We start from the raw sequence: 14,447 nt of genomic DNA on the forward strand, positions 1-14,447 counted from the left end.
CGCGTCAGTGTCCGACGAGGTGGTAGGCAAAGAACAGCAACGCGACGGCGGCAGCCATCCAGGCCAATCCTTTCAGCAGCGCAATGCACGCCGCGCCGGCGCGGCGCCAGGTCAGACGCGCGCGTCGCGGCGCTGCAGGGTTCAGCGAGTTTTCCGCCAGCAAGGTCGTGAAGCGCACTGTTTCGTCGATCATTCGCATCGTCCGTTTCTCCTGTGGGCGTTCGCCAGGGCTCGCGCTGTCTTCACTGTCTTCGCTGTTCGCGTTCTGCACGGCGGTCACCGTTTGCTTCGCTTGCATGTGTCGACTGGCTGCTTCAGCTGCATGCTTCCAGTTGCCTGGTTCCCGCTGCCGGCATGCGCGCCTACTTCGAAATCCGCAGAATCTGCGACGCGATCTGCGAATAACAGGGCCTCAGGTCATCGGTCGTTGCTGCATAACAGTACACGCCGACCGGCTGCTTCGGGTTGTAGCAGCGCGACGGGCCATCCGGCACATTCGCGATGCATTTGAGGATGTCCTGCCCCTGCTCGCCATCCGCGCCTTTCCCGACCGTCAACAATGGACCGTAGCCGAGCGCGAACACAAAGATGCCTTCGGAGCGCGCCTGCGCCGCCATCGATTCGAGCAGGTTGCGCGATGCGCGGTTGATGTTCCGGTAACGCACCGTGTAGCTCGCGCCGTTCATATCCTGCGTGACCACGCGTGGCGTGTTCGTGACAATCGGGAAAGTGATGCTGGGCTCGGACGCCGCATGCGCGTTGTAGTTCGCCGGCAGATGATCGACCGTGGCCGCCGTGTTGTCATAGCAGGTGCCCGACAGCGCCTGGCTCGTCTGCACGCCGAGCGCATACAGGCCGCCGGGGTTGTCCTGCTGCCCTGAGCCGGACGGCTTGTCGTCGGACGACACGATCGTGCCGGTGTTGGTCTTGCAGCTCGATTTTGTCATCGGAAACGTCGACGAAAAGCTGTTCGGCGCGCCGTCCGAGAAAAACACGATCACGCGCAGGCTCGACGGCTGCGTGATCACGTGGTTCAGTTGCCAGCGCGCGTTCCACAGCGCTTCTTCCGAGTTCGTGTTGCCGTTGAATGAGTAACCGTTGATCTTTGTGGTCATGGTCGAACGGTCGAAGCCGCGCGCGTTCGCCGCCTTGAACGGCACGTCGACCACGGTGCCGGTCGCGAAGTGCATCAGCGCGACCCGGTCGTTCGTCACGTCGAAATTGCTGAGGAAATCGATCGAGCTGGCGCGAACGGCTTTTTGCACCGCCGTGCTGTTCATCGAAGTCGTCGTATCGACCACGAACGCCATATCGAGGTCGCGGCGGATCGACTCCGACGACGTCGCCACGTTCAGCGTCTTGAAGCCGATCAGCTGCGTGAAGGTGGTCGGCACCTGCGCCTGTGCGGCGATATCGATCGTCACCGTGCCCTTGTCGAAGGTGACCGACGGCGTCTGCAGCGTCGGCTTCGAGTTGAGGAAGCCGTCCGGATAGTTGGCATTGAAGAACGCGGTGGCCGCCTGCTGCGCGTTCGCCTTCTGCTGGTCCGGCGTGTTGCCGCGGGTCACGGCCTGACCCGCCGCGATCGCCGCGCCATCCGCCGCCGCGTCGAGTTTCGCCTTCACCATATAGCCGAGGCCAGCGTCGAGTGCGAGTCCGAGCCCCGCCAGCAACGCCGCGAGCGACATCACGACGATAATGCTAACCGCGCCTTGCTGGCGCTTTTTCGCTGTAACTTTCACGGCATCCCCCGTTTTGCTCCTGCTTCGCTTATGCCTTGTTCACGCTTCGTTCATGCTTCGTTCATGTCCGGCCCGTGTATCCGGGCGTATCCGCCGGTCATGCCGGTCAGAAAACGGTCATCGCGTACAGATCCGGCGACAGTGCCGGCGTCTTCAATATCGGACCGAGGTTCAGCGCGCCGATCAGCGGCGGCTGGTAGTAATAAGCCTCAACCGCATACGCGATCTGCCCGTTCGATAGTTGCCCCTTCAACAAACTGACTTCCGGCGATGTCTTGCCGGGACTCGGCAGGCCCGAACAGCCGCCGGTGCCGTCCGTCGCCCATTTCGTGCCGCTGCTGCCGCAGTTCCACAGCTTGCTTGCCGCCGCCGTGTATTTGCCGTTGTTCCAGCGATACTGCGCGACGACCACACCCGTGCAGTTGTTGTTGCTCGCATCGCAGCCGTTGTTGCCGATAATCTCGGTGATGTAGATCATCCCGTTGGCGGTCATATCGAGCGGCGGCGTGGTCATGCTCAGCGACGACATGATCGTTTGCATCGGGAACGTCAGCGACGCGCGCGATGCAAGGTTCGCGCCCTCGCGGCTCACGTTGATCAGGATCATTTGCGCCTGCATGTTGCGCGCGAAGTCCACTACCGGCAGCGCGATGGCGACGAGAATCGGCAGCAGCAGCGCCATTTCGATGGCGGCCGCGCCGCGCTCGCGGCGCTTCGAGAAGCGCTTTGCGACGCGGCTCGCGCTGCGCATCGCGCCGCGCTCCGGATTCGGGTTGAGGTCTCGGTGGTTTGTCGGATGGTCCATTTCTTCAACCTCCTGAGAAACCTTCGTTGCGCATCGTCGCGGCGACGCTGAACGTGTACAGTCCGTTCGCGAAGAACGGCCGCGCGAGCGGCGTCAGCAGCGGCCACGCACAATTGATCTGCAGCACGATGATGTCGCCCGGATTGCCGAACATCGAGTTCGAGTAGCTGCCTTGCGACGCGTAGCTGCTCGACTTGCCGTTCACTGTGATCGTGTAGCTCGGCGACACCATGTCGTAGAGGCCCATCGAGCTGTTTTTGATCTCCTGGATCACCGCGAGGTAGCGCTTCTGGCTCGATGCGTTCGGGTCGAGGTTGCTTTGCCCGGTCACCGCGTAGCGTGCCCCTTCGCGCACCGCGTATTGCATCGTCAGGTTCACCCACAGCGAGACGCAGAAATCCATCGCGACGAATAACAGCAGGAACAGCAACGGCGCGATTAGCGCGAATTCGACGGCGGCCGCGCCGCGCTGCCGCGTCCGTCGTTTTCGCGAACAATCGTTTGATGACGGCACGCGCGATGACGACATGGGCGGCGCTTTTTGCGTGGCCGCTTCATTTGTGACCGCTTCTTTTGTGGCCGCTTTTTTCGTGGCACATGCCGGCTGGGGTCTTTTCATGTTCGCTTCTCCTCGCATCGTCGCGTTGGCGGCGCGTTGCGCATCAGCCCGAGATATGCCGCATCGCCGGCGCCAGCATGCGTACCGTCTGGATCGCCGAAGGTCCGATCAGCACGATCAGCAGCGTCGGGAAGATAAAGAAGACGAGCGGAAACAGCAGTTTCAGCGCGATTTTCGCGGCCTTCTCCTCCGCGCGCAGGCGCCGTTTCGTGCGCAGATTGTCGGTGTACACACGCAGCGAATCGCCGATGCTCGTGCCGAAGCGGTCCGCCTGGATCAGCATCGTCGTGAGCGTGTCGATATCCTCGACGCCGGTGCGCAGCGCGAGATTGCGTAGCGCCTTCTCGCGGCCCGAGCCCGCACGCAGCTCAAGCAGCACGAGTTCGAATTCGTCGCGCAGCGCCTTGCTGCGCGTGCCGATTTCTTCGGTCACGCGCGCAAGCGCTGCGTCGAAGCCGAGCCCTGCTTCGACGCAGACGGTCATCAGGTCGACCGCGTCGGGCAGGTCTTCGAACAGCGCGAGTTTGCGGCGCTCGATCAGCCGCGCGAGCACACCGTTCGGCAGGTAAAAGCCGAATGCCGAGGCGCCCAGCACGATCGCAAGCACGAACATCGTCGGCATGCCATGCAGTTTCGGCGCAAGCGCGAGCAGCGCGAGCGCCGGCCAGGCGAGCGCGAACACCGTTTTGGCGGCGAAATAGATGGCCGGCGCGGCTTCGCTGCGCAGTCCCGCATTCAGAAAGCGCACGCGCAGCAACGAGTCGCTCCAGTTCTCCTGCGGCGACGAGAACTTCGCGACGCGCGACGACACCTGCGCGATCTTCTCGATCCACCTGCCGTCGTCCTGTTGCGCGTCTGCTTCGCCGGCGGCTCCCTGCGCGCCGATCTGCCCGATACGGCGCTTCAACGGGTCCGGCCGCAACAGGCTCATGCCCTTGAACACGGCGCCGAACACGATCAGGAACAACAGTGCGAGCACCGCAATCTGGTCGATTCTCATAAGCTTCGGGTTGCCCCGCCCCCGTTGATTCGTCGCATCCCGCTGCAAGCGTGGCTGCGATCATGGCCGCACGGCGTGGGTCGCAGCCGTGGTGTGAACATCGATCTCATACGTGAATCCGCACGATCTTGCGCGACCAGAACACGCCGAACAGCATGAACGTCATCGCGGCGCTCGCGAGCTTCATGCCGGTCGCGTCGGTCCAGAACACCCGCATCAGCCCCGGGTTGATCATCGTGATCACGCCGCCGAGCACGAACGGCATCAGGCATAGGATCCACGCGGACAGCCGCCCTTCGGCCGACAGCACGCGCACCTTGCCGAGCAGCTTCAACCGTTCGCGGATGATGTTGCTGATGTTGCCGAGAATCTCCGCGAGATTGCCGCCCGCTTCGCGCTGGATCAGCACGGCGATCACGAAATAGCGCAGATCGTCGAGCGGCACGCGCGCGACCATGTTTTGCAGCGCGTCGCTCATCGATGCGCCGAAGTTGATCTCGTCGAACGCAAGCTTGAATTCGCCGCCGAGCGGTTGCGGCATCTCGTCGCCGACCATGCCGAGCGCGCTTGGAAACGAGTGGCCGGCCAGCATCGCGCGCGCGACGAGGTCGGCCGCTTCGGGCAGTTGCTGTTCGAGCCGCTTCATGCGTTTTGCGCGCTTGTGACGCACGACCCACCACGGCAGCATGGCGCAGAACACCGCGAGCACGATCGCGATAACGAGCGGCTGGTGCATGACGAGCGCGACCGCGAACGCGCCGCCCGCGCAGGCCGCGACATAGGCGAAGAAGCGCTTGACCGTCCAGTTCAGTCCCGCCTGCAGAAGCAAACGCTGCAGCGCCTGCGCGCGCGGCAGGCTCATCAGCACGCGCGCCGTGAACGATGCGTCGTGCAGCCCGCCGTTCTTCAGGATCGACGATGGGCCGCCGGCGCCGTCCGCGGGCATCGTGAGCGCGTGCATGCGCGCCTTCACGCGCTTGACCTCGGCGCCGTGCTTGCCGTGCCACCACAAATACAGGCCTTCGATCGCGAGCACGGTCGCGATGAACAGCAGCACCACGAAGCCGATAAACGACGTGTCCATATTCCGCTCCTTGCCTCCGTTTGTTATTGCGCCCGCTACACTTCGAAGCGCCGTGCCGGATCGAATACGTTGTCCGGCAGCGACAGACCGAATGCGGCGAGGCGATCGCAGAATTTCGGCCGCACGCCCGTCGCGCAAAAATAGCCGCGCACGGTGCCGTCCTGGTCGACGCCGGTGCGCTTGAAGATGAAGATCTCCTGCGTGTTGATCACGTCGCCTTCCATGCCCGTGATCTCCTGAATGCTCATCAGCTTGCGGCGTCCGTCGGTCAAACGCGAGGCCTGCACGACGACCGACACCGCCGATGCGATCTGCTGCCGCATCGCTTTCGCGGGCATCGCGATACCGGCCATCGACACCATGTTTTCGAGGCGCGTCAGCGCATCGCGCGGCGTATTCGCGTGCAGCGTCGCCATCGATCCTTCGTGGCCCGTGTTCATCGCGTGCAGCATGTCGAGCGCTTCGCCGCCGCGTACTTCGCCGAGCACAATGCGGTCGGGGCGCATCCGCAGCGCGTTGCGCACGAGCGCGCGCTGCGAGATCTCGCCCTTGCCTTCGATGTTCGGCGGCCGCGTCTCGAGGCGCAGCACATGCTGCTGGCGCAATTGCAGTTCGGCCGCGTCTTCGATCGTCACGATGCGTTCGTCGCCGGGAATAAAGCCCGACAGCAGGTTCAACAGCGTCGTCTTGCCGCTGCCGGTGCCGCCCGAAATCAGCACGTTGAGCTTCGCCTTGATCAGCGCTTCGAGCAGCTGCGCCATCGCGGGCGTAAAGCTGCGGTTGTTCAGCATGTCGTCGACGGTCAGCGGATTCACGGCGAAACGGCGGATCGACACAAGCGGCCCGTCGATCGCCGACGGTGGAATGATCGCGTTGACACGCGAGCCGTCGGGCAGGCGCGCGTCGACCATCGGCGTCGACTCGTCGATGCGCCGGCCGACACGCGACACGATGCGCTCGATCACCTTCATCAGATGCGCGTCGTCGTAGAACGTGATGTCGGTCAGTTCGAGCTTGCCGCGCCGCTCGACGTACACGTGCTGGAATGTGTTGACGAGAATGTCGGAGACGGTCGGGTCGTTCAGCAGCGGTTCGAGCGGGCCGAGACCGAGCATTTCGTCCTGCACGTCCTGCACGAGCCGTTTGCGCTCGAGCTCGTTCATCGGCACCTTGTCTTCGTCGACGATGCGCTCGACGAGCTGCGCGAGCTCGCGCTTGACCTGCTCCGGCGACAGCCGCTGCAGCTTGTCCAGTTCGACACGCTCGATGATGGTCTGGTGGATGCTCATCTTGAGCTGCTGATACGCCTGGCGCGCCGCCTTCGTATCCTGCGACGACGCGGCGGGCTGGCTCGCGGCCGGCGTATCGGCAACAAGATCGCTTTGCATCAGGAGTTGTTCGCGCAGTGACATGCTGGTCTCCGGCTTCGTGTTCGGCTTCTGGTTTTGCGAGGTTGCGTTTGGCGAGGTTGTGCCGCTCGTCTTCGTCAGTTCAATGACTCGGCTTCAGTTGCTGCCGCGCGCCTGGCTTCGCCGCGAAAAAGCGCGGGAAAATCCGCTTCTCCTGCGTTGTTTCAGCGGGGCACAGCAGCGTCGCGAGCGCGTCGATGCTTTTCGTCAGCGCGCCGTTCTTCGCCACCGTGTAGAGCGGCACGCCCTGATTCACCGCGTGGCGCGCGCTTTTCGCGTCGTGCGGCAGCACGTGCACGGGCTTCGCGCCGAGCGTGCGCGCGATCGCCTCGAGCCCGACCTGCTCGCGCTTGTCGTAGTGATTGACGATGAGCCGCGTCTTGCTCGGCGCATAGCCGAGCTGGCCGAACAGATCGATCAGACGCCGCGTCGCATGCAGATGCGGTACGGATTGCGCCAGCACCACGCCGAGCGCATCGCTCTGGTCGAGCACATGAATCGACAGCGGGTTGATGCTTTGCCCGACGTCGCACAGCACGATGTCGTACTGATCGCGCACGAGCGTAAGCACGCGCTGCAGATGAGACGCGCGCAGTTCGCCTGCCTTCACCGGGTCGCCGGCGCCCGCCAGCACGTCGAGATTCGGATGCACGCGCGTCACGCAGGCTTCGAAAAACGCCGCGTCGAGCCGGTCGATCTGCGTGCCGAGGTCGTACAGCGTCGCGGCGGGCGCCTTGTCCGACAGCAGCAGGCTCGCATCGGCGAACTGCTGGTTCAGATCGACAAACAGCACGCGCTTGTCGCGCGAGGCCGCGAGCGCGTAGGCGACGTTCGTCGCAATCAGCGTCGTGCCGCAACCGCCCTTGCCGGCCACGAACGACAACACGCGTCCGGCGCGCCGCGTATGCGCGTGCTTCTTGCTGGCGACATGCGACAGTTCGCGCGCGAACGCGGTCGGATCGATCGGCCATGACAGCACGTGCCGCACGCCCGCGCGCATCGCGGCCATCAGCATGTCGGTCGACAGCGCGGACGTGACGAGCATGCAGGCGAGGTGCGGCGCATGCGCGCTCGCTTCCTCGATCGCGGCGAGATCGGCGGCCGCGAGATGACTGTCTTCGATGATCAGCAGATCGGCCTTTTTGATGGACCCCGCGTGCCGCGCCAGCGTTTTGGCCGCGCCCGCTTCGCTATGCAGCGTGTGCGCGATGCCACTGTTGCGCAGTTGCGCGCCGATTTCCTTCGCGCATGCGTCGTTTGCCGAAACCAGAAGAATATCGATCATATTGGCTCTCCGTCGTCACCGGTGCAGGCTTAGCCCGCCCGGGCCACCACGCTGTTTAGTTGGCCGCGCCCGCGCCGACGCCGATCGTGAAGACATTGGTCGGCGGCGTCGGCGCGGTGAACGACTTGTAGTACGCGGTCTGCGCGGCATCGGCGGCGCGGCCGTCGACGCCCGCGACCGGATCGGTGTTGTCCGATGCGTTCGGGTTCAGCGTCTGCATCTGCCGGATCGTGGCGACCGAGTAACCGAAGTTGCGGTCCCATGCGGGCGTCGACGACAGGCATCCGCCGAGCGCGGCGCACGCGCCGAGGCTCACCGCGATGCGCAGCAGGATTGGGTATGTGTTCATGGTGGTCTCCGTCTGTACAGCTAGCTGTTCGGTGTTTCGGTACTTCGACGTTTCAGTACGTAAGCGATCGGCCAGGTCACTGCGGCGTCGCCGGAGCTTGTGCTGTATCCACTTGCGCGGCGAGCGGCTGGCTGTCGACGCGCGGTTCTTCGGTCGCCATGGTTCGTGTCATTTGCGTCGCGTCGGGCGGCGCTTCCATGCGCGCCTGCTGAGGCGGCAGGCTTGCAACCGGCGGTGCGGCGGCATCGTTCGATGGACCGGGATGCGGCGCGGGCGAAGGCGGCGCGTTCAGCGGCGCAACCGGAGAAACCGTTGTATTCAGGTTCGCGGTGCCCGTTGCCGGCGTATTGCCGATGGCGTTTGCGACGACGCCCGCTGCGCCCACGGTTTGCGGCGCCGCTTGCGTTGTCGGCATGCCGTTGCCGGCCGGCACTCTGCCTGACGGCTCCGGCGCCGGAGCAACTGCAGGCGCTGTACCGGGCACCCGCGCTGGCACACCCGCAGGCGCCGCCGGCGCTACCGGCTTGCTGCCTTCCATGTTGCCGGTCGCGTACACCATGCCTTCGTTGACGTTCGCGAAGGTGTCGGTCGGCATCGGGTACGCCTTCGGCAGCGGCTTCGCGAGACGCGGCGTGACGATGAACACGAGTTCAGTCTTGTCTTCCTGGAAGTTCGTGCTGCGGAACAGCGCGCCGAGCACCGGCACTTCACCGATGCCGGGCAGCGCCTTGATCGTGCCCGTCGCGTTGCTCTTCATCAGGCCGCCGATCGCGAAACTCTGGCCGTCGTAGACCTGCAAGGTGGTCGTCGCGCGGCGTGTCGTGATGAGCGGCAGGATCGCCGTGCTGTTCACACCGCCCGCGCTGACCGCAACGCCGGTCGGCGACAGTTCCGACACTTCCGGTGCGACCTTCAAATTGATGCGGCCGTTTTCGAGCACGGTCGGCGTGAACGTCAGGCCGACGCCGAACAGCTCTTCCTGCAGCGTGATCGTTGTGCCGCCGCTGCCGTTGCTTTGCGGGACCGGGATAAACACCTTGCCGCCCGCGAGGAAGCTGGCTTCCTGGCCGCTGATCGCCATCAGGTTCGGTTCCGCGAGGATCTTCACGAGCTGGTCGGTCTTCTGCGCGTCGATCGCGAGATTGAGCGGCAGGTTGTTCGCCTTCGATGCGGCCGCGATGCCAAGGCCGCCCGACAGGAACTGCGCGAGAATGCCGAAGCTCCAGGTGCCGATACTGCCTTGCAGGTTCGCCTGCGCGCCGAGCTGATCGATGAGTGTCTTCGATACTTCGGCTACCTTGACTTCAAGCATCACCTGTTGCGGCGCGGCGATATGCATCATGTTGATCACGCGCTGCGACTTGTCCGCGCCACCGCCGAGTGCCGGCGCCGCGCCGCCACCGAGGCCCACGGGCACGAGGCCCGGGATCGGCAGAGGGCCTGCGCCCGCCGGGGCCGCGGCGGCATGCGCGGACGGCGGCGGCAGCGCCGAATTCGGCCGCGCCGTGAACGCGTGCGCGAGTTCGACGATGCGCGCGGCGACCGTTGCGTCACTGACGGTGCCGGTCAGCACGAGCGCGTCGCCGGCCGCCATCACCTGCACGCCGCGTTCGTTCGGCATCAGCTTGAGAATGGTTTGCTGCAGCCCGGCCGGATCGGCGCCGACCACGACGTCGATCACGCTGCACGAGCCGCTCTTGCCCTGCACGATCATGTTCGTCGTGCCGATGTCCGAGCCGAGCAGATAAAGCGTCTGTGGCGAAACCAGCATGGTCTGCACGATCGCCGGGTTGCCGACCGTGCGCTGACGAACCGGCTCGCCGAGATTGACGAGTGTCGATTTGCCGAGCGGCACGGTCACCGTGCTCTGGTCGCCGACCTCGCCCGTGCAGTTCGGACCCTTGCCGCCGCGTACCATCGCGAGGTTGCCGGACGATGCGCCGGCCGCGCGGGCTGTGGCGTTCGCCGCGACCGTCAGCGGCGCTTGCGGCAGCGGCACGTCGTTCGGTTGCATTGCGGCGACCTGCAGGGCCGCGCCCGGCGCCGCGCCGATCATGCCGGTCGCCGAGGTACGGTCGCCGAGACCTTCGGCCTGCGCGGTCGGCAGCACCCACAGGAACGCGCCGAGCGTCCCCAACATGACGGTCAGCGCAAAGCGCGCCGCCGCCGGCCGTTGCTTCCTCGCTTCGCGTCTTTGCGACCGATGCGCCAGACGAGCCGATTTCGCGTTCATGTCCTTCCCCCGTTCACGTGCTGCTTTTACCGCTTATGTGATAACCGCCTGTTGCGTGCTGGCTGGTGTTTGGTACTTGTATTTGTTGCTTGTGTTTGTTGCTGCGTTCGTTGCTTGTGTTCTTTGCTTTCGCCCGGCGCGCTTTCGATGCGTTGCTTCGCATCTCTACGCGTGCTTCAGAAGCATTCCTTCGTCGCGTCGCCGCCGACGATCACCCGCACACAATTCATCGGCTCGCGCGCCGCAACCTTGCGCACGACACGCGGCGCCGGTGCCGGCGCGGAAGCCGGCGCAGGCACAGCGACATCGAGCAGTGTCGTGCGCGTCGCGCCGGCGGTCGCCGCCGCCTGTGGGTCGACCTGATTGCGCAGCACCAGCGACAGCGTGCCGATGCTGCGCGCGAGGTCGATCTTCTCTGCCTGGTCGGGCGTGACTTCGAGCGTCACGGCGTCGACCACTTTCGGTTTGGTCTCGTCGCGCGCCACTTCCTGCGCGACCGCGAGCACCAGAATCTTTTCGAGCACGATCTTCGAGATGTGCTGATCGTGCGCACCCGTGGCCATGCCCGGATCTTTCTCAGTGTTGACGATGATGTCGACGTAGTTGCCCGGCAGCGCGAAACCCGCGACGCCGATCACGTCGTTGACGCGCACGGTGATGGCGCGCTTGCCTTCGTTGATCACCGCGGAAAGACCGCCGACCGTGCCGACCGGCGACAGCTTCGTTTCGAGCACGGGCTCGCCGTGCAGCGTGCTTTCCTTCAGCACGCGGCCGTCGAGCTTTTGCACGTCGTTGAACGCGCCGGGCGGCACGCTGGTCGTCGGCCAGTCGACTACTTTGAGCACGTCAGGCGTGATGCGCTGGCCGAGGCTGATATCGGCGGTCGCGACCACCACTTTCGCCGTCGATGCCGACGACTGCGAGATCATCCAGCGCGAGCCGAAGACCACGGCCGCCAGGCCCGCCGCTGTCGCGAGCAGCAGCATGAATATCGCGCGTGAGTTGTTCATGTCCCGTCTCCTACGTTACTGGCTGTTGACTGACTGTTTGCCTGACTACGCGGTCGCGAAGCGCCGGATCACCTCGCCCGCATGATCGGGCCGCATCGGCTGCGTCTGCGGCGCGTTGTTACTGTTGCCGCCGCTCGCGAAATAGCTGTTCCATGCGCGCTGCAGCGTGTCCGGTGTCGCGGCCGGCGGCTCTTCGCGATACGTTGCGTGCGCAACGACAAGGCTCAGCAGATCGCGCGGATAGCACGCGAGCAGCGGCCGGCGCGCCGGCTGATGCAGCCGGTGCACGAGAAAATCGAAGGCGTCGTCGTCGCGGCGCAGGCCGAGCTCGTCGCACAGCGATGCAAAGAGCGCGCGGTACTCGTGCTGCGATAGCGGCCCGACGTAGAGCTTGCAGCCGAGGCGGCGCAAGAAGGCGTCGTCGCCGAGCTGCTCGGGCGTGAGGTTGCTCGAGAAGGCAAGTCGCACGTCGAACGGCAGCTGGAAACGCGCGCCGTTCTGCAGCGCCAGCGTTTCGGTGCCGCGCCCGAGCGGCGCGATCCAGCGGTTCAGCAGGTCTTGCGGCGCGACACGCTGGCGGCCGAGGTCGTCGACGATATACAGGCCGTTGTTCGCCTTCACGTGGCCCGGCGCCTGATAGAAACCGGTGCCCGCGTCGTAGCAGAGCTCGAGCATGTCGAGCGTCAGTTCGCCGCCCGCCATCACGACCGGGCGCCGGCAGCGTTGCCAGCGGCGGTCTGACGGTGTGTTCAACGACGTGACGGTGGCGCGGTTCGATGTCGCTGCGGGTATGGCCGTGTCCGCGTACTTTTCATCGCCCGCCGCGGCGCATGCGACATGCACGAGCGGATCGTAAATCTGCACGATCGAGCGATCGATCAGGATGGCATAGGGCACGTCGATCGTGCCGGGCATCAGCCGCACAAGCGCTTCGGCCAGATGCGTCTTGCCGCCGCCGGGTGGCCCGTAGAGCAGGATCGGCCGGCCCGAGTTGACGGCGCCGCCCACTTCGTCGACGAGCGTTTCGGACAGCGTGAGCCCGGCGAGCGCGGCGCGCGCGAATGGGCGCGAGATGCGCATCAGGGTGACCGACTGGCGCGCGACGGCTTGTGCGTACGCATCGAGCGTGACCGGCGCAGGGCCGACGTACGCGCACCGCGCGAGATAGCCGATTGCGCGTACGCGGCCCTCTTCGGTCAGCTGGTACTGCACGTCGAAGTCGGCCGCTCCCCGGTGCATGACTTCGAGTTGGCGCTCGCGAATCATGAAGCCTGTGACTTCGTCGAGTACCGGAATCGTCAGCTTGAGGCGCTCCACCAGTTGCGCCAGGCTGATCTTGCCTTCGACCGCGGCGGCCTTCGCGGTCAGCTCGGCGAGAAACGGCAGGTCGAGGCCGGTCTGAGCCACGGTCTGCGCGGCGCGGCCCGCGCCTTCTGAGTGCGCTGAGTGCGCTGCGTGGCCGCGTGATGCGACATCGTGCGTGCCGATATCGCGCAGCCCAACCTCGCCCGGTCCGTGAGCATTGTTCATCTGACTTCCCCCGTATCTGGTCAGCTTTTGTGTCGCTTTTTGCTCGCGTTTTCTGCTCGCGCTTTTCGCTCGACATGCGGCCGGTTTTTTTGTCGGCCTTCTCGCCTGCTTTTCTGCCTGCGTTTTTACCTGCCTGTTCCCCGTTCCTGCTCGCACGCCCCGACGTGCGATCCTGCTATCGAAGCCGTGTCTCTCTGCGGAGGCCTGGCTTTCGTTATGTGTTCTTCTGGCTGCGCGCTACTGCGTGCCCAGCACCATCGTGCTTATCGCGCCCAACGCGATCGCGACACCGAACGGCAGCCTTCCTACCGACACGGCACGCATCGCTTCCCCCTGCTGCGCGACCTGGCGCCATCCGCCCGTCACCGAAAGCAGCATCGAGCAGGTGTTCGACAGACCGTCCTTCATGCGCCGCTTGAACAACATCGCCGCGAGCGCCCAGACCCCGCCGATCGCGCAGGCGATCATCGCGGTCTCGATCGCGCCCGTCATGCCGAACCACGCGCCGACTGCGGCCATCAACTTCACGTCGCCGGCGCCGACCGCGCGTACCACGTATCCCGGCAGGAAGATCAGGCCACCGACCAGCCATCCGGCGAACCAGATGCCAAGGCCATCGGCTGCGCCATGCAGCATCCACTGCACCGGCAGCGCGGCGGCGAACGCCGTCGCAACGAGCCAGTTCGGGATGCGGCGCGTGCGCATGTCGAGCACGGCGGCGACGATCACCAGCAACACGACACAAGGTCCGAGCGGAAAAGGAACGGCGTGCATTGAAGTCTCCGGTGTGCGGTGCGCTTTTCGAATTCGCGGCGCTGGCCTGACATGCAGACCGCGGCGCCTGCGGACCCGGTGTGCCCGGTGCGCCCGGCTCTGCCTCGCCGCGTTGCTTGCGCGGCAGAGCGGGCTTCACGGGAACGCGTCGATCAGCCCTTGACCCCGGTATTTCCCGCCGCCGTCTGCAATGCAGTGGAAATTGTGGTGAAAATCGTCTGGATGCTCGTACCGGCGAGCGTCGCGCCGCCGATCACCATCACCGAAATCAAACCCACCAGCAGCGCATATTCGATTGCTGCCGCACCTTCTTCGTCACGCAGAAACTGTTGAATGGCCTTCTTCATGCTAACCCCCGTAGAGTGAAGTGGAACTACCGTTAAAGGCCGCCGCGCCTGGAAACGCACCGGCAAAAACACCTGCCGGAACGGGCTGCAACTGCAAGCCGCCCGTGGGCAAGCAAAACGGCATCGCCACCCGGTTGCGTCGTCGAGGTGGTCGCGAATGGTCCGTACGGCGTACGAACCATTCGCTCCACTCTTCTTCCGACTTCGCCCCCCACTGGCTCCGCCGCCTTCCCGATTCGCGGATTCCCCGACCGCCAACC

General features: G+C 65.1%; 14 protein-coding genes. All 14 read right to left on the reverse strand.

Going from position 1 to position 14,447, the window contains the following annotated elements:
* Positions 1–4: 4 nt before the first annotated feature.
* Positions 5–298 carry a hypothetical protein gene (locus tag KZJ38_RS33290; RefSeq protein ID WP_219801273.1) on the reverse strand — a complete coding sequence of 98 codons (294 nt, stop codon included), beginning with the start codon at positions 296–298 and terminating at the stop codon, positions 5–7.
* 64 nt (positions 299–362) lie between these two features.
* The gene (locus tag KZJ38_RS33295; RefSeq protein ID WP_246641899.1) at positions 363–1,742 is read right to left on the reverse strand and encodes a vWA domain-containing protein; all 1,380 of its coding nucleotides are present in this window, start codon (positions 1,740–1,742) and stop codon (positions 363–365) included.
* A gap of 106 nt (positions 1,743–1,848) precedes the next feature.
* Positions 1,849–2,547, reverse strand: coding sequence for a TadE/TadG family type IV pilus assembly protein (locus tag KZJ38_RS33300; protein WP_246641900.1), 699 nt, complete (start codon positions 2,545–2,547; stop codon positions 1,849–1,851).
* Positions 2,548–2,551: 4 nt separating this feature from the next.
* Positions 2,552–3,076 (reverse strand): TadE/TadG family type IV pilus assembly protein, encoded by a 525-nt coding sequence (locus KZJ38_RS33305; RefSeq protein ID WP_219801274.1) that lies wholly within the window; start codon positions 3,074–3,076, stop codon positions 2,552–2,554.
* A gap of 133 nt (positions 3,077–3,209) precedes the next feature.
* Positions 3,210–4,166 carry a type II secretion system F family protein gene (locus tag KZJ38_RS33310; RefSeq protein WP_219801275.1) on the reverse strand — a complete coding sequence of 319 codons (957 nt, stop codon included), beginning with the start codon at positions 4,164–4,166 and terminating at the stop codon, positions 3,210–3,212.
* A gap of 106 nt (positions 4,167–4,272) precedes the next feature.
* The gene (locus tag KZJ38_RS33315; protein ID WP_219801276.1) at positions 4,273–5,250 is read right to left on the reverse strand and encodes a type II secretion system F family protein; all 978 of its coding nucleotides are present in this window, start codon (positions 5,248–5,250) and stop codon (positions 4,273–4,275) included.
* Between the two features lie 35 nt (positions 5,251–5,285).
* Complete coding sequence (locus KZJ38_RS33320; protein ID WP_219801277.1) at positions 5,286–6,662, reverse strand: TadA family conjugal transfer-associated ATPase; 1,377 nt, start codon at positions 6,660–6,662, stop codon at positions 5,286–5,288.
* Between the two features lie 79 nt (positions 6,663–6,741).
* On the reverse strand, positions 6,742–7,944 hold the full coding sequence (locus tag KZJ38_RS33325) for a CpaE/TadZ family protein (protein WP_219801278.1): 1,203 nt from the start codon (positions 7,942–7,944) through the stop codon (positions 6,742–6,744).
* A gap of 55 nt (positions 7,945–7,999) precedes the next feature.
* A complete protein-coding gene (locus tag KZJ38_RS33330; protein WP_219801279.1) occupies positions 8,000–8,293 on the reverse strand; it encodes a hypothetical protein in 294 nt (97 codons plus the stop codon).
* A 76-nt stretch (positions 8,294–8,369) separates the two neighbouring features.
* Positions 8,370–10,526: a type II and III secretion system protein family protein gene (locus KZJ38_RS33335; RefSeq protein WP_425518393.1), complete on the reverse strand. Its 2,157-nt coding sequence runs from the start codon at positions 10,524–10,526 to the stop codon at positions 8,370–8,372.
* Between the two features lie 176 nt (positions 10,527–10,702).
* Positions 10,703–11,536 carry a Flp pilus assembly protein CpaB gene (gene cpaB, locus KZJ38_RS33340; protein ID WP_219801280.1) on the reverse strand — a complete coding sequence of 278 codons (834 nt, stop codon included), beginning with the start codon at positions 11,534–11,536 and terminating at the stop codon, positions 10,703–10,705.
* A 45-nt stretch (positions 11,537–11,581) separates the two neighbouring features.
* Positions 11,582–13,066: an ATP-binding protein gene (locus tag KZJ38_RS33345; RefSeq protein ID WP_219801281.1), complete on the reverse strand. Its 1,485-nt coding sequence runs from the start codon at positions 13,064–13,066 to the stop codon at positions 11,582–11,584.
* Positions 13,067–13,303: 237 nt separating this feature from the next.
* A complete protein-coding gene (locus KZJ38_RS33350; protein WP_219801282.1) occupies positions 13,304–13,840 on the reverse strand; it encodes an A24 family peptidase in 537 nt (178 codons plus the stop codon).
* A 152-nt stretch (positions 13,841–13,992) separates the two neighbouring features.
* The gene (locus KZJ38_RS33355) at positions 13,993–14,187 is read right to left on the reverse strand and encodes a Flp family type IVb pilin (protein ID WP_219801283.1); all 195 of its coding nucleotides are present in this window, start codon (positions 14,185–14,187) and stop codon (positions 13,993–13,995) included.
* Positions 14,188–14,447 lie beyond the last annotated feature (260 nt).

It is taken from the genome of Paraburkholderia edwinii (genome assembly GCF_019428685.1).
GTDB classification, from domain to species: domain Bacteria; phylum Pseudomonadota; class Gammaproteobacteria; order Burkholderiales; family Burkholderiaceae; genus Paraburkholderia; species Paraburkholderia edwinii.